Source organism: Sodalis sp. RH19, from assembly GCF_047324215.1.
Lineage (GTDB): Bacteria > Pseudomonadota > Gammaproteobacteria > Enterobacterales > Enterobacteriaceae > Acerihabitans.
Genome location: NZ_CP178734.1, coordinates 1,606,390 through 1,627,747, shown reverse-complemented (window position 1 = coordinate 1,627,747; position 21,358 = coordinate 1,606,390). Strand labels below are relative to the sequence as shown.

Below are 21,358 nucleotides of genomic sequence, written 5' to 3'. Positions count from 1 at the left end.
CCATCCCCTGACTATATTAGCCGCCGCGTTAAAGGATGGCCGCTTTTCACCCTACTTTCGTCAGGATAAAAAAAAACGGCGCCCACAAGGGCGCCTAAACGGACTGACGACGGGATTGGCCAGGGCGGCGGCGAGCCCGCCGCGCCCCGCGCGCCCCTGTTATACCCCCGGGGCAAGCCCGCGGGACGTCACAGCGAAAACTGGTGCTGCGCAAGAGGGTGGGTTTTTCCCAGGCGTTTCGCCAGCCAGGGCGGGATACGCCCCGCCAGCATGGCGCGCAACGCCTGTAATTGCTGTTCAATGGTCATCGGCGGCTTAATCTTGATGGGATGGATATTATTGCGGATCACGCGAGCGGCGGCCGGGCCGCCTATCGCCTCGCAAAACAGCAGATGACAATCGCTTAACATGCGCGCCCGCGCTTCGTTGCCTTCCTCCAGCGCGTCGGGATCGTCGCGATAGCGCCTGACCTGTTGCAGGTAAGGCCCCCGATCGTCAAAAGCATAGATAAAAAACAGCTTGGCCTGGCCGAAATGGCCGTCGATCGCCAGGCCGTCGCCGGAGGCGAAGGCGGCGCGTAATTGCAACGGCTCCGCCCGCTCCGGCTGGGTGGTCAGATGCTGCGGCAGTTCTCCGGCCAGGCAAGACATCACCTGTTGCCACAGCGCCACCGTCGGCTGGCCGGCGCCGGCGGGAAACGCCCGCGCCAGTTGATCAAGGCTCAGCCGGGCCAGCCGCGCCGGCGTCAACGGCTGGCCGGACGCCTTCTCCAGCCAGAGGATCATCTCCCGTGGGGGCATCTGCGGCAGGGTCTGCGCCAGGGCGAACAGACGCCAGAATAAAGGATCGTCGGTTGCGACATTCATCGGTAGGCTCCTGTGGCCATGGGGTTATCCGGCATTTTTACTGGCGCGTAAACGCACCGGGAACGGCGGTTTCCCCGGCTGTGGAAAGATGTAATACGACTTGCCGCCCTCCAGCTCGAACATGCCGCCCCAGCAGGCGGCATCGTCAAATTCAATGCGCACGACCCGCGCCTCCAAATCCTGTTTGGCGATATAGCAGTACAGGTCGGCGCCTTTTTCACTGAATAACACACTCGGCATAGCGGCTTTCTCCCGTAGGGCGGCCCAGGACGCGCCTGGGCCGGTCGGTCAGCGGATCAGGTCGAAGTTATAATCGGTCTTGCCGATTTTCATGGTGTCGCGGTCCAGTTTTTCCAGGGTGGCGTTGACCAGGGTGGTCAATACCGTCATGGCGCCCTCGTAGCCCCAGGTGGCGATACGATGCAGATGATGCCGGTCGAAAATCGGGAAGCCGATGCGGATCAACGGCACTTCAAACTGCTCGCCCAAGGCCAGGGTATCGCGCTGGATAAACTTGCCGTAGGAATTGCCAATCATAAAATCCGGTTTGCGGGTAAACATCAGCGAACGGAAATGCCACAGATCGCAGTTGATATACACCTCGCTTTCCTGGCCGTAAGGCGACGCGGCCAGCACCTTCTTCAGCTCTTTCTGCCAGCGTTTATTGGCGTTATGACACAGGATCACCGTCGGTTCGCAGCCCAGTTCCAGCAGGAACTTGGTCATGCCCATGACAAAATCCGGATCACCGTACAGGCCGTAGCTTTTACCGTGGATCCAGGTATGGGAGTCGAGCATCATATCCACCAGCCGGCCGCGCTCAAGCGTCAGGGCGTCCGGAATCGGCTTGCCGGTCAGCTGGCTTACGGTCATCAGCAGCCGGTCGGTGGCTTCCAGTCCCAGCGGCACATCCACCGGCGTGGCCGGCTGCTGCCAGTTCTCCTGCACCATTTTTTTGGTTTTCAGCAGGTGCCAGGGTTGCAGCAGCAGGGTATCGATGGCGTTCGGCGCGTCGCGCATTTCGTCCTGGGTAGTGCCGCCGGCATACATGCGGTATTCACCGTCCGCCGGGGTGTCCAGCACTTCGGAGGGATCGGACAGCAGGCTGTAGCCAACGCCCATCTGCTCCATCATGCGTTTCAGCACCCGGAAATTGCCGAGATAGGTTTCAAAACCGGTCACCAGGTTGATTTTGCCGTTACGGCCGGGCTGGTAATCCCGGGCGTCGGTTTTATCGGTATATTCGCGGGCGAAACCCTCGAACATATTATCCCAGCCGGTGATATGGCTGCCGATAAAGCTCGGGGTATGGGCATAAGGCACCGGTACCGCGGGGTCGATAAAGCCGTCTTTCTTGGCATTGGCGATAAAGGCGCTCAGGTCGTCGCCGATCACCTCCGCCATGCAGGTGGTGGAGACGGCGATAGCCTGCGGCTTATACAGCGCATGGGCGTTCTGCAGGCCGTTGTTCAGGTTGTTATTGCCGCCGAACACCGCCGCGTCCTCGGTCATCGAATCCGACACGCAGGCCACGGGTTCCTTAAAATGGCGGTTGAAATAGGTACGGAAATACGCCACGCAGCCCTGCGAGCCGTGCACATAGGGCAGCGTATTGGCGAAACCGAGCGAACAAAGCACCGCGCCCAGCGGCTGGCAGGCCTTGGCGGGGTCGATGGTCAGCGCCTCGCGCTTAAAATTCAGCTCCTGGTATTCCCGGGTGGTGGTCCACTCGAAGACTTCCTTGACCCGGGCTTCGCCGTGGGCCTCTTCCAGCTCGCGTTTGCTGGTAAACAGCGCCTGGTATTCCGCTTGCTCGAACAGCGGATAGCAGGCCTTGGTTTTTTCTACACTCTGACTCATGATTCTCTCCTCCCGCGCCACAAATCTGTGAACTGACGGGTTCAGGCTTCAGGCAAACAATCTCAGGCGGTTTTCAGCCAGGGCGCGGTCAACTGGGTCCAGCTCGGGTTATTCAGGGTCATGTCCATATCGCGGGCGAAAACGGCGAAACCGTCGTAACCGTGATAAGGGCCGGAGTAATCCCAGGAATGCATCTGGCGGAACGGGAAACCCATTTTCTGGAAGATGTATTTTTCCTTGATGCCGGAGCCGATAAGATCCGGTTTCAGCGCCTTGATGATTTCCTCCAGCTCGTAACTGCTGGCGTCATCGAACAACAGCGTCCCTTTTTTCAGGTCCGGCAACGTGCGGTCATAGTCATCGTTATGGGCGAATTCATAGCCGCTGCCGATGATTTCCATCCCCAAATCTTCATACGCGCCGATCACATGGCGCGGGCGCAGGCCGCCGAGATACAGCAGCACGCGCTTGCCCGTAAGCCTGGGGCGGAATTTAGCGATAATGGCGTCGGTCTGGGCCTGGTATTTGGCGATCACCGCCTCGGTATTGGCCTGAATGGTCTCGTCGAACAGCGCGGCGATTTTGCGCAGGGACTCGGCAATCTTTGTCGGGCCGAAGAAGTTATATTCCATCCAGGGAATGCCGTATTTTTCTTCCATATGGCGCGAGATGTAGTTCATGGAGCGATAGCAGTGCACCAGGTTCAGCTTCACCTTGGGGGTATTTTCCATTTCCACCAGGGTGCCGTCGCCGGACCATTGCGCCACCACGCGCAGGCCGATTTCTTCCAGCAGGATCCTGGAGGCCCAGGCGTCGCCGCCGATATTGTAGTCGCCGATAATGGCGATATCGTAAGGGGTGGTTTCAAACGCTTCGTCATCGCGGTTGGATAAAATCCAGTCGCGCACCACGTCGTTGGCGATATGATGACCCAGCGACTGGGATACCCCGCGGAACCCTTCGCACCGCACCGGCACGATCGGTTTATCGAGTTTTTTCTGCATTTCCCGCGCCACCGCCTCGATATCGTCGCCGATAAGGCCCACCGGGCACTCGGACTGGATGGAGATGCCTTTGGTCAACGGGAACAGGGTTTCCATTTCTTCAATCAGTTTGGTCAGCTTTTTGTCGCCGCCGAACACAATGTCTTTTTCCTGGAAATCCGAGGTAAAGTTCAGGGTGCCGAAGGCGTTGACGCCGCTGACGCCGGTATAGTAGTTGCGGCGGCCGGCGCGGGAATACTGGCCGCAGCCGATGGGGCCATGGGAGATATGGGCCATGTCCTTGATAGGTCCGAACACCACCCCTTTCGAGCCGGCGTAGGCGCAGCCGCGCACCGTCATCACGCCGGGCTGGGATTTACGGTTGGAAGTAATGCATTTGCCAACGCTTTCCATTTCCGGATCGCTCAGCATATAGTGCTTGGCACGCTCTTTGCGGGCTTTTTCAGGAAAGACTTCCAGAACTTCCTGAATCAGCGCCAGCGTTTGTTCGCCGGTTATATCGGTCATGGCGATGTCCTTACATAATAAATGGGATAGTGACCTAAGCCAGCCGTTGCCGGCTCAGGGCCCCGCGCGGCCGTATCAGGCTGACTGCGCTTCTTCCGCCGCGGTTTTGCCGATGATGGTTTCGTCTTCCACATCCATGATGCCGAATTCCATCAACAGTGCTTCCAGCTCGTCCATGGTGACCGGGGTGGGCACTATCATTTTTTTGTTGTCGACGATTTTGCGGGCAAGCGTGCGGTACTCTTCGGCCTGGCCGCAGGTTGGATCGTATTCGATGACCGTCATACGGCGGATTTCAGCCCGCTGCACGATGTTATGGCGCGGCACGAAGTGGATCATTTGCGTACCGAGCTTGTCCGCCAGCGCCATGATCAGCTCGTCTTCGCGATCGGTCTGGCGCGAGTTGCAGATCAGGCCGCCGAGGCGCACCTTGCCGGACTTGGCGTATTTGACGATGCCTTTGCAGATATTGTTGGCGGCGTACATCGCCATCATTTCGCCGGAGCAGACGATATAGATTTCCTGCGCCTTGTTTTCGCGGATCGGCATGGCGAACCCGCCGCAGACCACGTCGCCCAGCACATCGTAAAACACAAAATCCAGATCTTCCTCGTACGCGCCCTCTTCCTCCAGGAAGTTAATGGCGGTGATAACGCCTCGGCCGGCGCAGCCGACGCCCGGCTCAGGGCCGCCTGATTCGGCGCAGCGCACGCCGCGATAACCGATTTGCAAAACGTCTTCCAGCTCCAGATCTTCTACCGAGCCGACTTCGGCGGCCAGTTCCATAATGGTGTTCTGTGCTTTGGCATGCAGGATCAGACGGGTGGAATCCGCTTTGGGATCGCAGCCGATAATCATCACCTTTTTGCCAATCTCGGCCAGAGCGGCAACGAGATTTTGTGTCGTAGTGGATTTACCTATGCCACCTTTGCCATAAATGGCGCATTGACGGATAGCCATGTGCATTCTCCTGTTAGTCGGTTGACCCTTTCTATTAAGCAGGGAACGTACCAGAAGCCGTCATATTTCAACTTAATGAAATTGCAGAATATTTTTTTAATGAGAAGATTTATCGCCACCGGGTTATGAACAAAGTTCAAACCTTTTGTCATAAAGCAGACACAGCCGGTGCGCACAACGGCTGGCCGCGCGCCAGGTTGGCTTCGCCATTTCGTCATTAAAGGGAACAAACACGCCCCGCCTCTTGCCGCCCACGCGATAAACGAGCGGATAAGCTGCCGCGAATCAGCGAAAATTGTGCGGATTATCAGCAAACTGGCGATCTCCTGGCCATCCGGAGGGAAATGCTGAAAAGAACTTTGACAAAACGGGCCGGCGCCTTTAGTATTCGCCCCGTTCTCGCGATTCCTCTGTAGTTCAGTCGGTAGAACGGCGGACTGTTAATCCGTATGTCACTGGTTCGAGTCCAGTCAGAGGAGCCAAATTTGTGTTTTCATGCCTCTTTGCGAATCTTTATACGATTTAGATTCAATAAGTTAGCGCGAAAAATCTTCCCGATGTATTTTCAGTTTTCCCTCCGCATCGGGAGAATTTGGTGGTCAGATTTGGGGTCATGTTGGTTCGATGACGGAGTGACCCCCAAATGTCTCTTAACGACTCAAAAATCCGCAACTTAAAATCATCTGCAAAACCCTTCAAAGTTTCCGATTCTCACGGCCTGTACCTATTAGTAAATCCAGTCGGTTCACGTCTCTGGTATCTCAAATATCGTATCAATAGTAAAGAATCCCGCCTTGGCTTAGGCGCCTACCCCTACGTATCTTTGGCTGATGCTCGTCAACAGCGTGATGGTATCCGTAAATTGCTGGCGCATAATATCAATCCAGCACAACAGCGCTCTGCTGAAAGAGCCACTTCCTCGCCAGAAAAAACTTTTAAGTATGTGGCACTGGACTGGCATAAAAGCAACCGAACATGGTCAGAGAACCACGCCTCCCGTCTGCTTGCCAGCATGAACAATCATATATTTCCTGTGATTGGACACTTGCCGGTAGCTGAACTGAAACCCCGTCACTTTATCGACCTGCTGAAAGGCATTGAGCAAAAAGGTCTGCTGGAAGTCGCAGCACGTACCCGGCAGCATATGTGCAACATCATGCGTCATGCCGTACATAATGAGTTGATAGAGCAGAATCCTGCAGCAAATCTGGACGGTATCATCGCCCCGCCCGTTAAACGCCACTACCCTGCCCTTCCGCTGGAGCGACTGCCGGAACTATTGGCTCGCATTGAGGACTACCAGCAAGGACGAGAGTTAACCCGCCTGGCCCTATCACTCACCCTTCACCTATTTATCCGCTCCAGCGAGCTGCGCTTCGCCCGTTGGTCTGAGATCGATATCAGAAACAAAATCTGGACCATTCCAGCCACACGCGAAGCTATCCCTGGTGTCCGCTATTCTGGGCGTGGTGCAAAAATGCGCACTCCACACATCGTTCCACTCTCCCGTCAGTCCATCTCTATTCTGGAACAGATACGGGAAATATCCGGGCATCAGGAGTCTGGTATTCCCCGGCGATCACAATCCATATAAACCGATGTGTGAAAACACGGTCAATAAGGCGCTACGCCTGATGGGCTATGACACAAAAGATGAAATCTGCGGCCACGGGTTTCGTGCAATGGCCTGTAGTGCCCTGATGGAGTCTGGCCTATGGGCACAGGGTGCGGTTGAACGGCAGATGAGTCACCAGGAACGCAATAGCGTTCGAGCGGCTTACATCCATAAAGCAGAATATCTCGATGCCCGTAAAGCGATGATGCAATGGTGGTCGGATTATCTGGATGCATGCAGTGATGCTTTTCTGCCTCCTTATGTATGGAGCCGGGTGCAGAAAAGATAAATATCCTAATTAAGAATATCAGTAATTGACGAATACAATAAAAGCAGAACAGGTCGTTTAGTGTACTGCTTTTTATATTAGCTAGCATCATGTCTTAAACAGAACTTCTCATATTGCTAAAACAAATTAGCCCGCAAAACTGTGGTTGAACCTCCCACATTTCAGTACATCACTACCGCATAACAAGCAGGTTACTTTAAGCAATAGACAGAGGCCTACCCTGGTAATTTCCTTTTTTGTTTGAGGGACTTGGTTCTGCTAATAAAACAAAGAACAAAGTTATATGTTGCAGATGTTAATGGAAAAAAATCATTTATCACAAATCATTAACTTAAATGGGTGAGAAAAATCACCCCAAAAAAAGTTAAGGAGTGATGAAGTCAAATTTTCAATGGAGTAAAACAAATGAAATAATAAATTATTGGAGACTGTATGGCTAACGATGTTGTTATTGTATCAGCGGCAAGAACTGCTATTGGTTCTTTTGGGGGAAGTCTATCAAACTTTCCAGCAATTGACTTAGGGGCAGAAGTAATAAAGGGGCTAGTTGATAGAGTCAAAATATCCAAAGAAATTATTCAAGAAGTTGTTATGGGGAATGTCCTCACCGCAGGACTTGGACAAAACCCCGCCCGACAGGCAGCATTGAAAGCTGGACTACCTATTGAAACCTGTGCCTATACCATTAATGAAGTATGTGGTTCAGGTTTAAAAGCAATAGCGTTAGCATACAATGATATTAAATGCGGCAATGCCGATATTGTCATCGCCGGTGGTCAAGAAAATATGGATATGGCCGCTAGAATTCTGTCAGGTTCTCGTACAGGGAAAAGAATTGGCGACTTAAAACTAATTGACACACTTATTAACGATGGATTAAGTGATGCATATAGTAAATGTCATATGGGTGTAACCGCCGAAAATATAGCAAATCACTTTCATATAACAAGAGATGAACAAGACGAGTTTTCTTATGGTTCCCAACAAAAATGTCGAAAAGCTGTTGATGAAGGGAAATTTATTAATGAAATTGTTCCATTATTTTTGGAAAATAATGCTACAGATACAGTTTTTGATAAAGATGAGTTTCCAAGGCCAAATACGACACTAGAAAAACTTCATTCTTTAAAACCAGCATTTGATAAAAATGGCACCGTCACAGCAGGAAATTCGACTGGTATAAACAATGGGGCATCAGCAGTAATTTTAATGTCTGAAAAAAAAGCCAGTGAATTAATGTTGAATCCTATGGTTAGAATCATCGCCTGGGCAGAAGTAGGGGTTGAACCTAGTTTAATGGGGACTGGGCCAATAGAAGCATCTCTAAAAGTGCTTAAAAAAGCAAATCTAAAAATAGAAGATTTAGATTTAATAGAAGTCAATGAAGCTTTTGCAGCCCAGGTGATTTGTATAAACAGAAAATTAGGGTGGGACGTTGAGAAAGTAAATGTCAATGGCGGTTCAATAGCATTAGGCCATCCAATTGGTGCTTCCGGTGCAAGGATCCTTACGACATTAATTTTCGAGATGATAAGAAGAAAATCTCATTATGGATTAGCAACATTATGTATTGGCGGAGGGATGGGAATCGCAATGATTGTCGAAAATATTAATAGTTAAATCTTATATTAATCGAGGTGGGCATGAAAGGAAAAATAGCTTTAGTTACTGGAGGAACCCGAGGCATCGGCTCCTCTATAGCTAAAATGCTACATAATGAAGGATTGAAAGTTATTGTTATATCAAAAAATAAATCATTGGGTGAAAAATGGATAAACGATTCTCATGCAGAAGGATATGATGATTTAATATATTTCCCATGTGATATAAATGACTATGCCTCATGTAATAGCCTCATTTCACAAATAATCAATGAATATGGCTCTATAGATGTATTGATTAATAATGCAGGCATTACAAGGGATAGAACATTTAAAAAAATGTCCATTGAAGACTGGTCAATTGTATTAACTACCAATTTAGTTAGCCTATTTAACATCACTCAACCAATTGTAAGTAAGATGATAGAAAGTAAATATGGAAGAATAGTTAACATTTCGTCGGTTAATGCAGAAAAAGGACAGTTTGGTCAAACTAATTATTGCGCGGCTAAAGCTGGAGTTGTAGGCTTTACCAAAGCATTAGCATTAGAACTAGCAAGCAGCGGAATCACAGTAAATGTTGTATCCCCAGGATATACTGAGACCGATATGGTATTGGGTAAAATACCAACGACCACTCTGGGAAATATTTTAAAAGAAATACCAATTAAAAGACTCCTAAAACCTACTGAAATAGCCGAAGTTGTACGCCTACTGATACAAGAGGATTCTACCTACATCACGGGAGCAAATTTCAACATTAATGGGGGTTATTATATGTAGCAGATGTTATTGAAAACCATTAAGGAGTTAATAATCATGAGCTGTGGAATTACAAGTATCGGGCTATATATACCCCCTCAAACAATAACATCATCCCAAATATCTAAAGAAACTGGGATTCCTGAAAGCATATTGATAAATAAATATGGAATTAGTAAAAAGCGAATAGCTCGCAGTCATGAAACAAGTTATTTTATGGGAATTAAAGCGGCTGAAGATGCTTTGAAAAAATCCGAAATAACCGCTACAGACTTGGATGTAATAATTTGGGTCGGGAGCCAGAATACCGAGAAGTTTATGTGGGTTACGGCGATTAGTTTAGCTTCGGATCTAGGTGCTGATAATGCCTGGGCATTTGATATGACCGCTTTATGTGGATCAATGCTGGCAGGGATATCCATTGCAAAATCATTATTAGATTCGCACCAAGAGTACAGCAACATTCTTCTTGTTGGAGGATGTAGAGACATGGATTATTTAGATACAAACAACCCAAACACACACTTTCTATTAGATTTAAGTTCTGGAGCAGCGTCAGTTTTAATTAGCAATGAAAATTGTAGCAACACCATATTAGGGGATAGTTTCAAATGTGATGGCTCTCTATCTAATATGTGCTATGCAACGCGAGAAACAAAAAAAACACATGGCAATAGTGACATGCAAATAAGATTTCTCATGAATGATTCTGAGAAATTCAAAAACACGTTGAACATGACATCAATAAATAACTTTGAAACTGTAATAAAAAATGCATTGAAAAAATCCAATATGACTCCGAGTGATATTGACTATCTTGCAATTTTGCATATCAAGAGGTCAGCACATGAAGAAATATTAAAAAGAATAAACTTGGAAAATTCAAAATCATTATACCTGTCAAACTTTGGCCACATGGAACAATTTGATCCCATTTTGTCATTATTTTTAGCAGAATCGAAAGGTTTAATTAATAAAGGAAGTAATGTGGTATTGGTTAGTGCTGGCCTTGGGTTTATTTGGGGAGCAATTGTAATCTATTATAAATAATTTAATAAAATATCGAGGCTAATATGAACAAAATATTTACTGCAAATGATGCTGTAGCAAGAGGCGCGTTTGAGTCAGGTGTTAAGGTCGCTACTGGTTATCCTGGTACACCATCAACATCAATCATCGATGATATTATGAGGGATTATAAAGATATTTATTGCGAATGGTCTGTAAATGAGAAGGTAGCATTAGAAGTCGCAATGGGGGCATCATTTTCTGGTGCTAGAAGTTTAGCGGTAATGAAGACCGTTGGTTTAAACGTAGCTCACGATGCCTTGATCTCAGCAGCACAATCACAGATAAACGGGGGCCTTGTTATTGTAGTTGCTGACGATGTCGGAAGAATAACCGATGATTATAATGATTGCCGTTATTACGGTAGAAGTGCCGGCGTCCCGATATTGGAACCAAGTGATAGTTTAGATGCACTAAAATTGACAAAACTTGCATTTAAATTAAGTGAACTATACAGTCTCCCTGTGATAATCAGACTTACTACTGTTACGTGTAAAACTAGTTCGCTTGTAAATATAGATGAAAACTATCAATATTCAGCGAGCAAAAACTTGAAATTTAAAAGTAGCTGCTATGCCGTATTAACCACTACAACTATCATGGGAATGAAAAACAGTGATAATCCGAAAGTTACAAGATTCAATAATGATTTTGTTCATTCGATGGATAGATTGACAGACAATTTATCAAATAATAGCAACATCAACCCTATTGAGTTAAAAGATAAAAAAATTGGTTTTATAACATCTGGCGCATCATACCTCTACTTGAAAGAAACGTTACCTGATGCCTCCATACTTAAACTTGGTGCTATACACCCCTACCCATAGGATTGATAAAAAAAATATCCACCTATGTGGATAAATTATATGTAATTGAAGATGGGCAATCTGTCATCGAAAAAGAAATAAGATCCATGGGCATTAACATCGCTAAAGACGTTGATCTCAAAAAATTCCCAGATTTCACATTCTTCACCCCGGAAATAATAAAAAGCAAATTCCTAGTGAATGATATCGTTGCACAACCATTGCAAGACATTCCATTTAGGCTGCCAATGAATTGTGCTGGCTGCTCTCATCTGTTTGTATATTATATACTGAAAAAATATCACCTTAAGGCAACTACAGATGTAACTTGTGGCGGGTTAGGTATTTTTCCACACATCAATGCATTCACTAATGCTAAACATATGGGAAGTTCTATCGGAATAGCGCACGGTTTCAATTGCGCTAATGATGATAAAGAGAACTATATAGCCGTTATAGGGGATGGAGGTTTTTGGGCTACAGGTATAAATGGTTTAATAAATCTTACTTTCAATAAGGGTAATACAAAAGTAATCATCGTCGATAATCAATGTATCGCAATGACTGGTGGCCAGGATGTCCCATCCTCCAGACCTGAATATTCATCGTCACTCGATATAAAAGAGACTTGTCATGCTTTAGGCATTCAAGATGTAATAGAAGTCGATCCTTATAAAATTGATGATTTTGAAAAAGACGTAATTTCCTCACTCAATAGAGATGGGAACGGGGTAATTATCGTCAAAAAAGAATGCCTAGTTAAGTTTAAACCAGAAGTAAAAGGACAGTGTACAATAGATAACGAAGCCTGTTTGAAATGCAAAGCTTGTCTTCAAATCAGTTGTCCCGCTCTGGAAATATTAAAAGATAATGGTGAAGAGAAGATACATATTGATTCTGGTCTGTGCGTGGGATGTAAATTATGTCAAACAAACTGTAAAAATGGGGCAATTAATTATGAAGCAATTCAATAAACTAAATATAATATTTTGTGGTATTGGTGGCCAAGGTATTGTCTCGCTTGCTAAACTAACTCATAAAATACTATTTATTGAAGGGTATGAAGTTAAATGCTTCGATGTCATGGGATTAGGGCAAAGAGGAGGAAGTGTTTCTTCTCATCTTCGGTTCTCTAAAGAAAAAATCTTATCACCTTTAATACCCGTAGGTCAGGTTGATTATCTAGTCGGCCTTGAACAAACAGAAGTACTGAGGAACATACATTATTTATCAACTGATGGATACTTAGTTGCGAGCGATTACAAGTTAACTTCGCCTAGCGTCAATGCTGGCTTGGAACGTGATACCCCTTACACCGTGAATGATGTATGTGCCACCAAAAAAATAAAAAAAACAATTTTTTATAAAAATATTCTAGAGAATGAAAACATAAGTTACGTGAATCTTAATTTTTCCTTATTGTCTATATTATTATGCTTGCTAGATTATGATTTAGAGTCTGCAAAAGAGACTATAAAGACAATCATTCCACAAAATAGAGATCCAAGAAAATATTCTTGCTTTTGAAAAAGGAATAGATTACTTCAAAAAGCAAGCCTAAGTTGAATCATATAACCCGGAGTCAGAAATGGAGCTTATGAAAGATCGATATTCATCTGTGACAATGTACCAAATAAAAACACTTATATTTGCAATTCCATTTTTAATGGGATTAGGAATTGATTTATATGTTCCCTCATTACCTGCAATAGCAAACTCATTTAACTCACCGAAAACTGCGGTACAACTATCTATTGCAACATATATGTTTGGCTATGGGATCGGTCAGTTTTTTTTAGGTATAATTTCCGATTCTTTAGGGAGACGATTAATTCTTAAAATTTGCAGCATAGTTTTTATCTTATCGAGTTTACTTTGCATTTTTTTATCTCCATCAATTTACTGGTTAAATTTTTGGCGATTTATTCAAGGATTAAGTATTGCCGGACTTGCTGTTGTTGCGCGCGCTATGATTGTTGATGTCTTTTCTGGAAAAGATTTATTTAAATTTACGAATTACTTTGGGCTATGTTGGTCACTCGGCCCAATAATAGGCCCTAATATTGGCGGATATTTACAAAATTATTTTAGCTGGCAAGCTAATTTCCTTTTCTTTGCTATTTATGGTCTCGCTCTGGCCTTTGTATCTTTCAATAGATTCCCTGAGACCAATAATAATTTAAAAAAAATAGGTGAATCATTCAACACTGACAATATAAAAACAGTAGCTTTAGATACTCGCTTCTTGATTTATTGTTTTATAGGTGGTGTCGGGTATGGGGTTATTGTACTTTTTAATGTTGTGGGACCATTTTTATTACAAAAAAAGTACTTAATTACTCCTATCCAATATGGGCACTATGCTCTATTGCTCGGGTTTGCATATTTTTTGGGTTCATTAACAAATAAAAAACTAGTTGACACACATAAAAATGGTGACATTTTGATGTTAGGGCTTAGTGCATGTGTTGCAATCAGCATTACATTTTCATTATGGTCACAATATTCTGTCTCTTCTTTAAAAATCATCATTAGCGGTCTCTTCCTTATTTTCTTTTTCATAGGATTTATTGTCCCAAATACTTTAGCTAACTCAATGAAAATTTTCCCATCAGAAGCCGGCACTGCAAGTTCAATTTTCGGTACGCTAACAGGAGTCATAGTTTCGGTAATATCGTCTGTAGGCTCCGCCACCATATTACTGACGGCAAGCTCACTTTTCTTTAATTACATTTTTTACTTCCTCATTTCTCTTTTTCTTTTTTTAATAATAAAGATTAGATTTATTTCAATGAATGGAGATAACAATGAATAGAGAAGTATTTCAATTATCCATCTATGGAGCAACTTTTGTTGGCCTGCTGGATGGTGTTTTAGATTTAGCACAAATTAAAAAGTATGGCGATTTTGGAATTGGTGCAATAGAAAGCTTAGAGGGCGAGCTAACTCTTTCTAATGGTATTTTTTATCACGCAAATTCTGACGGCGACATTCAAACTCCTGAACCACATTTTAAAACTCCAAAGATGACAGTAACGAAATATATTGCTGACAGAAAATTCACTATTGATGAAGAAATTACTTATCCAACTTTTAAAAAAATCTTGATGGGAAAACTACCTTCTTTAAATTACATATATGCAATTAGAGTAAAGGCAACTTATAAATGGGTGAAATTAATGTCTTATCCAAAACAGGTGAAACCTTATCCAACAATTGATGTAATCTCTGGTAACAAGATAATTAATACAATTAATAATATAGAAGGGAGCATGATCGGATTTTATACACCTTTACCACTAGTAGATTTATGTGGCCCTAGTTTACATTTTCATTTCTTTGATAGTGAACATAAGCTTGGAGGACATATTGTTGATTTTTGTTTTTCTGGCATCACAGTCGAATATCAATATAAAAACACGTTAAACATTCAACTTCCTGATAATGATGATTTTCATAAAAGTAATCTAGATGGAGTAAAAGAACAACTTGATAAAATAATTTCTTCTTTAGCTAACTCATAAGAAAATTGGAGGCAACATGCTTAATTCAAATGAAATTGATAGTTACACTCAAATATCCACAAGCCAAACATTGTGCAGCGGTTTGTTAGAAACCAATTTCAAAGTCAAAGACTTATTGAATTACGGTGATTTTGGATTTGGCGCTACGGCAGGAATGCAGCATAATATAATGATCTTGGATGGGGAAATAATATCCCCGACACTTGATTTTATTGATGAACATGTAGCTATTAGTTTTATATCACACTTTACACTAGATGGTAACTTACAGATAAATAATGCGATGGGCATTAAGGAACTGCGCAATAAAATTAAAGATAATTTCAATTCAACAAATATCATCAATTTAGTTAAAATTAAAGGTAATTTCGATTTTGTGAAAACTTCTTCATTTCCTAAGTTTTCAAGGCCATACCCTGTAATCACAGCTGACATTGTTAATCGATCAGTTAATAGCTGCCATTATTCAACATCAGGTACCCTACTGGCTTTCTGGCTTCCTGAATTTTGCAAATGCATTAATGCAGGAGCAGGAGGATTGCACATTCATTATATAAGTAATGATAAAATGATTTGCGGACATGTTTTGGATTGCAATATTTCGTCAGGAACTGCTGAGTTTTCATCCAAGCACACAATATCATTAAAACTACCTGAAAGCTCTGAATTTCAAAACCTAGAGTTAGGAAGTAATGATGAACTTATCGATAATAGAATAGAAGCCTGGGCCAAAGATGGTGTTGGTGGTAAAGAGCTTTGAGGATCTATATGAATACGGACATTGAAAATTCATTCTCTCGGGAAAAGTACTTTCACCCTCCATAATAATTATTTGTGATCCTTATATAATTTATTAGCATATAGAAATGTTTATTGTAACTTATTGAATTTATTGCATTTAAGTTGACATTTTTTTTCGCCCTTGCTTTTAAAGGCTTAATGGTATTAATGTAAAGGAAATATATTGAACAATGTTAGGTATATAATGAATTACATACAGTTAAAGAATGGTTATTCATCTCTAGAAGTTTCTGATGACAGGCCCAAGCTGCAGCTTTCGGATATGGAAACTCAGAACACTCTTAAAAGAAACAATCATCTAATTCAAAGTACGAAATCATTCTTAATTCATGTTCTTGACAACATTTTGGTAGAAGATAAATTCATTATTTTAAGTGACGAGACGGGAGCAATAATTAATATAATTAGTGACACCCCTATCATGCAACGTTTTTTTGAATGCGGCTTCAAATTAGGCACTAAAATGACTATCGATTCAATAGGAGAAAACGCTCTTGCTCGCTCACTAATAAGTAAAAATATAAATATATCCAGACCTGACCAACATCAAATCAATTTTTTAAAACAATGGACTGAAATTGGAACGCCAATTATTGTAAATGATGACATCGTAGGTGTAATTTCCATATACATAAAATTTGAAGAAGATATATCACACTGTAACCTAGTCATTGATTTAATATCAAGATACATTTCAGCTCTATTAGAAAAAGAAAGTTTATCTAAATATAAAACTGACAAAACCCGTTTTTTTGGATACCTGATATTAAACAATGAGTTCGGATTGACACCTAAGGAAATACAAATTTTATACGAATTATTTCGTGGTGAAAAGTTATCTTCGCTGCCAAAAAAATTATTCGTATCGACTAATACTATAAAAACGCATTTAAAAAACATTTATAGCAAATTAAATGTAAAAGGATATAAGGAATGTTTATCTCTGATTGATGGTGTAATCATGGATAAATTACGAAATTCATAGTATCCAGTGTCCATAGAAACTAATTATGTACTATATCATCCATTAATTATTTTTTATTGCCTTTTCAGAAGCCATGATTACTTTTTCAATTTCTTGTGTGGAGTTTGTCCCAACAATAACAATTCAAAAGAATATCAATAATAAACCATCCAATTTACAAATACCTCACTCAGTTTAAAAGGCTCATGATTTATCTGTTCTTAATGATTTGCATAATATTTTAAGGGTAATTATTCCTCTACACACATCTATCCTTCCCTGGTTTATTCAATGTGGCTTGCTGCCCAAGAGTCGTGGTTAGATGAAAGGAGAAATATAATGCCAGAAAATAACAACCCGGTAAGATTCATGCAAAAGACGCAAGAATGGGTGACTATTCAAGAGGCTGTAGAAATAGCTTCTGATCATTTCGATATGAAAATCAGTTATAGTGATATTTTACGTAACGTTCTTTATGGGAATGTTTTTATATCCATATATTTCCAATCACCGGTTATACTCCGCAAGGTAAAAACCACTAATTACAAAGTAAAACTAACTCCCCTAAATGGTTCACTCATTCATCGTCTTTGCAATTTGGATAGCGTAAGCTTTATAAATAATGAGCGCTTTAAAGTTAGCACTGAACATGAATATATCAGATCTAAGGAGCGAGTTATTGATACTCCCTTACTTGGCTATGAATATGTTATTATTCAGAGTTTGCTTGCACAGTCCCTCAAATTACCCTTACCCATAAAGGGGGCACATGATAATAACTATGGCATTTCAGTTTGTTATAAAGGAGATATATTCCAAATCTTTGAAAATATAACATTGCACGACAGAATTAAGCAACAAATAGAACGACTTCCAAAAGATATTACACCAATATTTTCTGAACATGATCCTTATGTAGACGTGGATGAACAAAGTTCGAAAAAAATTTTCCCTATTTATATTTTACCAAAAGATGCTTTTTTTGTTATCCGTAATGAGGAGTTCGATAAATTACTTAATCTCATTGTTAAAAATAAAATTCCGCCATCATCTTCTACACGGATATCAACACCACTATCTCGCTTGCTCTGGCTTGCCTGTAGGCATAATGAGACTATTAGTCCTTTAGTAAAACAACCATATAAACTCCTCTCAATCTTTGAACAATGGGCATCAGCCGATGGCATAACCGATAGACTGAGCGGAGATACACTTAAAACCGCACTGGAACGCGGATCTCCCCTTTATACACCTGCTTCCAAACAAAAATGATATTTCATGATCTGACCTAAAAACCCGAATTACGGATCATCAAATCCTTAATACGGGTTCATCAGCTTTACCTTCCAGCTTTCCTCGTGCTTTTTTGTAGCCTCCAGAATTTTTTTTATTTTTGTACTGGAGGAAGTTATGACATCTCATCAGTTATTACGACTTAAACAGGTTGAAGAAAAAACAGGCCTGAAGCGCTCTCAAATCTATCTGTATATGAAGGACGGTACCTTTCCCCGTTCAATAAAGATTGGCCCGGCCAGTGTGGCCTGGCTCGAATCGGAAATTGACGAATGGATCAATATTAAATTAGTCCGCCGCTCAATAGGCTGAAGGGAGAAAACACCATGACTATCCCATCACTGAATTACGCCGTATTAACCGAGGCTCTGCACGCATTGAAGGATGGTAACATCCGTCATTGTGAATTGCTCGGATTCACTTTCGACGAAATGAATGCCCTCAACCAATTGTCGCTAGACGAGCTGTTTATCATTAGTCGGGAGTCTTCGCCATTTTTGGTTGTGACGGTTCATCACGACGCATTACGCCTGCTTCTGGCGAAATCCCGCGAGGAGGTTCTGCAGCAACAATGTATCAATCACGCCATCCGGCTGGGTGGGTCGATTGCGCTGCTAACTCACTATTTCGGTCTCACATCCAATGAGGTCAGCCTGCGTCGTAGGTTGCTGGCTATCACCATCCCTCATGGCCGGACACCCATCCCGGATGAAGAGACCGATGCCCGGATCTGGAGGCAATGGCAAAAATGCAGGGTAGCTAATCTAGAATCAGCCGAGGCACTGGAAGCGATGATACAGGTCACTGAGAAATTGTCCGCCCAGCCCGATAACCCCTCACTCACTGTCGTCTGGAACCGTATCAAACTTTTCGAACGTGAAGTGTCTGACAGGGAGACGTCGCATGCCGGATGAGATCGACCGCGATCAGGAGTTCAATGAACAGCGGCTGGAAGATATGATTGAACAAAGCCGTTTCAAACCTGCTGTAACGCCTTCATTATTTCACTGTCAATTTTGCGGTAACTCTATTCCTGAGAAAAGGCGGGAAACGCTCCCTGGGGTGACCACATGTACAGAATGCCAGTCTATCCTTGAACGACGCAGGCGCTAGTCATCATGCCTGCCATGCGCGGGGAAATTATTTTCTCCGCGCATTATTTTTCGCAGAATGACACCGCTCATTTTAGTGCTGGGTAACCCGCTGAATAATAAATTTATTCTTTTTTTAAGCGCTCTTGCGGGGTTTGCCACTTCAGCAACCTTTCAATCGCCGTATCCTCAGACAGGAACTGACGAGCCAGTTGCAGCCGTTCCATAACCTGCACCTTCTGCTGTACATTAAGCGTTGCCGTATCTGATTCTGCTTCGTGAAAAAACTGTTCCAGCCGTTTGTCTTCAGTCCACTGAGCTATAATTGATTTCAGCTCGGTACGGCTGGCACGGTAAGCTTCCTCTTCCCGACCTATCCGCTCCTTTTCAAGATATATGGCAAATTCCCGCTCACGCTGGACACACCTCTCCTCAGCTTTGATTCTGGCATCTTCTAGCTGCTTTGAAATTAGCGGAACAGCCTCCTGCATCGCCGAAATCATCTTAGGGATTTGGCTAATCAACCCACACTGTTTTGTCTGCCGGAACTGAACCAGCCATTCTGCGGAAGAATAAGGTGAGTAAAGTTGCAACAAAAATCGCCCGGTAGGTAGGGTATGTTTCGATACGTGTATCAAAGACTCACTATTTTTCCCACGTATCCACCGTCCCATCTGTTCGTCACGAACATAGCGTTTTTTGACTTTTTTCGCCGGAACATACTCCGTCATTTCAGCAAGATTAAACCCAAAGTACATATCACCGACACAAATAATACTTGGCGTATAAGGCCGCCATAAATTGTCCCAGCGATATCCTCCCGCTTTTAGATCTTCCTTAATATCAATATCCGTACGATGTAGCCTGTCTCCCGGAGCACCCAGCGTTACCCGATAACCCTTTTTTCCCAGAGCTTCAAAAAACCGATTCAGGAACTCAATTCCGTTATCAAATCCCGAATCAGAAACGTTGAGATCCAGTAATTTCTTTTTCGCAGGTTTATAATAGCCATCTTCAGTAACCGAGGAGACTGGCAGATACATTTTAAGATCATTTATCAATCCATAGCCATTACTCGTAACAGAAGCTTGCTTTTGGGCTACCGAAGATGCTGCTTTTGATGCCGTAATGGCAGCAGATTGCATTGATGGGTTGTCATTCTCATGTACCTTTACCGCCTTACTCTTTTTCAAAGCGGGCAGAGCGGGAATTGCAGGCGCAGTCCCTTTCGCCAACGCTTTCCAGTATCCTGCAAGCGGCCTGGGTATCCGCATTTCGCTGCATCGCTTTGCCAGTAACTCAGTACTGATACCATACAGCACAGTTATACGCTCCGCGGGCTCGCTCCAGACCAAGTGGTACAGTGTTTCCCGATCCTGGGGTAAAGTCTGTGCGGCATCGTGTGGATTAATCTCTGACATTGCGTCTCACCTCCTTTGGCCTACATTATCAGAAATATTTGCCTGTTGGTGATTGAAAAAAATCTGACCTGCTTCACATGGATTGGCGCACGATGCTGTTAAAAAAATCGATCGCGATCAGGAGTAGTGGCTCGAAGAGATGATTTAACAGAGCCGTTTCAAACCAGCGACAACGCCCTCATTATTTCATTGTCAATTTTGCGGCATGCCTATTCCTAAGAAACAGCGGCAGACACTGCGCGGTGTGACTACATGCAGGGAATGCCAGTCTATTCTTGAACGCCGAAGACGTTAATCATCATGCCATCCATTCGCGGGGAAATTATTTTCTCCAAGCATTTTTATATTTTCGGTGAGTTAATAATTCTTTATTTTATTTCCCTTCCGCATTAAAAATTAATTACCCCGACAGATAAAACCATTCTTTATCTCATTAACTCTCTCAGTTCTATTTTTAATTTTCTGTTCCAAATCCGTAGTTGATATTGCACCCTGAGTGCGCCGTTAATCACTGACTGACCTGATGGATGTTTATTAGTTCGGGACGATCATTGCTCTTTAAAAATAAAATTCGGGCTGTCACATAACCACAATTCAGGGTGCCGCTGGATGTTCTCGCTGGCCCGTTTAAACCGGAATGCAGAATTGGGATGTGACATTTATTGAACTCCTCAATGTTTTCATTAAAGGAAAATCCATGCGAAAACCCCTTTATCACGTGTTTGTCACCCAGGAAAGTCAACCCGACCCACAGGGAGAAAAAAACACATGGTGGACGAAAATCGGCGTGGCTTTTGCCCACCACGGCAAACCCGGTCTGAACGTGGTGCTGACACCCGGTATTGCCGTTTCCGGAAAGCTGGTGCTCCTTGAGCCCCGGGATGACGGCGATACGACACAGGTTACTCAGCCCGTTTAACCGC

21 protein-coding genes, 1 tRNA gene and 2 pseudogenes are annotated in these 21,358 nt (G+C 43.5%); 18 read left to right on the top strand and 6 right to left on the bottom strand.

Annotated elements, in window-relative coordinates; all coding sequences use genetic code 11:
* Window positions 1-188: 188 nt before the first annotated feature.
* From ACL2XF_RS07310 to nifH, 5 genes are all read right to left on the bottom strand, one after another.
* Window positions 189-866 (bottom strand): NifB/NifX family molybdenum-iron cluster-binding protein, encoded by a 678-nt coding sequence (locus ACL2XF_RS07310; protein WP_413728357.1) that lies wholly within the window; start codon window positions 864-866, stop codon window positions 189-191.
* Window positions 867-890: 24 nt separating this feature from the next.
* On the bottom strand, window positions 891-1,106 hold the full coding sequence (gene nifT, locus ACL2XF_RS07305; protein WP_410014896.1) for a putative nitrogen fixation protein NifT: 216 nt from the start codon (window positions 1,104-1,106) through the stop codon (window positions 891-893).
* Window positions 1,107-1,154: 48 nt separating this feature from the next.
* Window positions 1,155-2,726 (bottom strand): nitrogenase molybdenum-iron protein subunit beta, encoded by a 1,572-nt coding sequence (gene nifK, locus ACL2XF_RS07300; RefSeq protein WP_413728356.1) that lies wholly within the window; start codon window positions 2,724-2,726, stop codon window positions 1,155-1,157.
* A 62-nt stretch (window positions 2,727-2,788) separates the two neighbouring features.
* The gene (nifD, locus tag ACL2XF_RS07295) at window positions 2,789-4,237 is read right to left on the bottom strand and encodes a nitrogenase molybdenum-iron protein alpha chain (RefSeq protein WP_410014894.1); all 1,449 of its coding nucleotides are present in this window, start codon (window positions 4,235-4,237) and stop codon (window positions 2,789-2,791) included.
* Between the two features lie 75 nt (window positions 4,238-4,312).
* Window positions 4,313-5,197 (bottom strand): nitrogenase iron protein, encoded by an 885-nt coding sequence (gene nifH / locus ACL2XF_RS07290; RefSeq protein ID WP_410014893.1) that lies wholly within the window; start codon window positions 5,195-5,197, stop codon window positions 4,313-4,315.
* Window positions 5,198-5,603: 406 nt separating this feature from the next.
* Between nifH and ACL2XF_RS07285 the strand changes: the two genes are divergently transcribed.
* The 16 genes and pseudogenes from ACL2XF_RS07285 to ACL2XF_RS07210 all read left to right on the top strand — a co-directional run bounded on the left by ACL2XF_RS07285 (window position 5,604) and on the right by ACL2XF_RS07210 (window position 19,036).
* Window positions 5,604-5,679: transfer RNA gene (locus ACL2XF_RS07285), tRNA-Asn, on the top strand.
* A gap of 161 nt (window positions 5,680-5,840) precedes the next feature.
* Window positions 5,841-7,101 (top strand): annotated as a pseudogene (locus tag ACL2XF_RS07280) (tyrosine-type recombinase/integrase).
* 432 nt (window positions 7,102-7,533) lie between these two features.
* Entirely contained in the window at window positions 7,534-8,721 is a 1,188-nt protein-coding gene (locus ACL2XF_RS07275; RefSeq protein ID WP_413728355.1) for an acetyl-CoA C-acetyltransferase, read from the top strand.
* Window positions 8,722-8,744: 23 nt separating this feature from the next.
* A complete protein-coding gene (gene phbB, locus ACL2XF_RS07270; RefSeq protein WP_050917462.1) occupies window positions 8,745-9,485 on the top strand; it encodes an acetoacetyl-CoA reductase in 741 nt (246 codons plus the stop codon).
* A gap of 36 nt (window positions 9,486-9,521) precedes the next feature.
* Window positions 9,522-10,514, top strand: a complete 993-nt coding sequence (locus ACL2XF_RS07265; RefSeq protein WP_413728354.1) for a 3-oxoacyl-ACP synthase — start codon at window positions 9,522-9,524, stop codon at window positions 10,512-10,514.
* Window positions 10,515-10,537: 23 nt separating this feature from the next.
* Window positions 10,538-11,362 (top strand): hypothetical protein, encoded by an 825-nt coding sequence (locus tag ACL2XF_RS07260; protein ID WP_413728353.1) that lies wholly within the window; start codon window positions 10,538-10,540, stop codon window positions 11,360-11,362.
* Between the two features lie 26 nt (window positions 11,363-11,388).
* On the top strand, window positions 11,389-12,315 hold the full coding sequence (locus ACL2XF_RS07255) for a thiamine pyrophosphate-dependent enzyme (RefSeq protein WP_413728352.1): 927 nt from the start codon (window positions 11,389-11,391) through the stop codon (window positions 12,313-12,315).
* Window positions 12,299-12,868, top strand: coding sequence for a 2-oxoacid:acceptor oxidoreductase family protein (locus ACL2XF_RS07250; RefSeq protein WP_413728351.1), 570 nt, complete (start codon window positions 12,299-12,301; stop codon window positions 12,866-12,868). The genes ACL2XF_RS07255 and ACL2XF_RS07250 overlap by 17 nt, the downstream gene beginning before the upstream one ends.
* Before the next feature lie 61 nt (window positions 12,869-12,929).
* Window positions 12,930-14,156 (top strand): multidrug effflux MFS transporter, encoded by a 1,227-nt coding sequence (locus tag ACL2XF_RS07245; protein WP_413728350.1) that lies wholly within the window; start codon window positions 12,930-12,932, stop codon window positions 14,154-14,156.
* Window positions 14,149-14,865, top strand: a complete 717-nt coding sequence (locus ACL2XF_RS07240; RefSeq protein WP_050917467.1) for an acetolactate decarboxylase — start codon at window positions 14,149-14,151, stop codon at window positions 14,863-14,865. The genes ACL2XF_RS07245 and ACL2XF_RS07240 overlap by 8 nt, the downstream gene beginning before the upstream one ends.
* A gap of 16 nt (window positions 14,866-14,881) precedes the next feature.
* Window positions 14,882-15,625 (top strand): acetolactate decarboxylase, encoded by a 744-nt coding sequence (locus tag ACL2XF_RS07235; RefSeq protein ID WP_050917468.1) that lies wholly within the window; start codon window positions 14,882-14,884, stop codon window positions 15,623-15,625.
* A 225-nt stretch (window positions 15,626-15,850) separates the two neighbouring features.
* On the top strand, window positions 15,851-16,651 hold the full coding sequence (locus ACL2XF_RS07230) for a LuxR C-terminal-related transcriptional regulator (protein WP_413728349.1): 801 nt from the start codon (window positions 15,851-15,853) through the stop codon (window positions 16,649-16,651).
* 318 nt (window positions 16,652-16,969) lie between these two features.
* Window positions 16,970-17,902: a hypothetical protein gene (locus ACL2XF_RS07225; protein WP_050917470.1), complete on the top strand. Its 933-nt coding sequence runs from the start codon at window positions 16,970-16,972 to the stop codon at window positions 17,900-17,902.
* A gap of 138 nt (window positions 17,903-18,040) precedes the next feature.
* Entirely contained in the window at window positions 18,041-18,235 is a 195-nt protein-coding gene (locus tag ACL2XF_RS07220) for an AlpA family transcriptional regulator (protein ID WP_009635172.1), read from the top strand.
* A 14-nt stretch (window positions 18,236-18,249) separates the two neighbouring features.
* Window positions 18,250-18,837: a DUF2857 domain-containing protein gene (locus tag ACL2XF_RS07215; RefSeq protein WP_413728348.1), complete on the top strand. Its 588-nt coding sequence runs from the start codon at window positions 18,250-18,252 to the stop codon at window positions 18,835-18,837.
* Window positions 18,827-19,036 (top strand): TraR/DksA family transcriptional regulator, encoded by a 210-nt coding sequence (locus ACL2XF_RS07210; protein WP_413728347.1) that lies wholly within the window; start codon window positions 18,827-18,829, stop codon window positions 19,034-19,036. The genes ACL2XF_RS07215 and ACL2XF_RS07210 overlap by 11 nt, the downstream gene beginning before the upstream one ends.
* A gap of 103 nt (window positions 19,037-19,139) precedes the next feature.
* Here ACL2XF_RS07210 and ACL2XF_RS07205 read toward each other — a convergent pair whose 3' ends face one another.
* Window positions 19,140-20,435 carry a hypothetical protein gene (locus ACL2XF_RS07205; RefSeq protein ID WP_413728346.1) on the bottom strand — a complete coding sequence of 432 codons (1,296 nt, stop codon included), beginning with the start codon at window positions 20,433-20,435 and terminating at the stop codon, window positions 19,140-19,142.
* Window positions 20,436-20,583: 148 nt separating this feature from the next.
* On the opposite strand from ACL2XF_RS07205, the pseudogene ACL2XF_RS07200 reads away from it, so the two are divergent.
* Together ACL2XF_RS07200 and ACL2XF_RS07195 are read left to right on the top strand one after the other, a co-directional pair.
* Window positions 20,584-20,730 (top strand): annotated as a pseudogene (locus ACL2XF_RS07200) (TraR/DksA family transcriptional regulator); the annotation flags it as partial.
* A 402-nt stretch (window positions 20,731-21,132) separates the two neighbouring features.
* A complete protein-coding gene (locus ACL2XF_RS07195) occupies window positions 21,133-21,354 on the top strand; it encodes a hypothetical protein (RefSeq protein WP_413728789.1) in 222 nt (73 codons plus the stop codon).
* The last annotated feature ends 4 nt before the right edge of the window (window positions 21,355-21,358 follow it).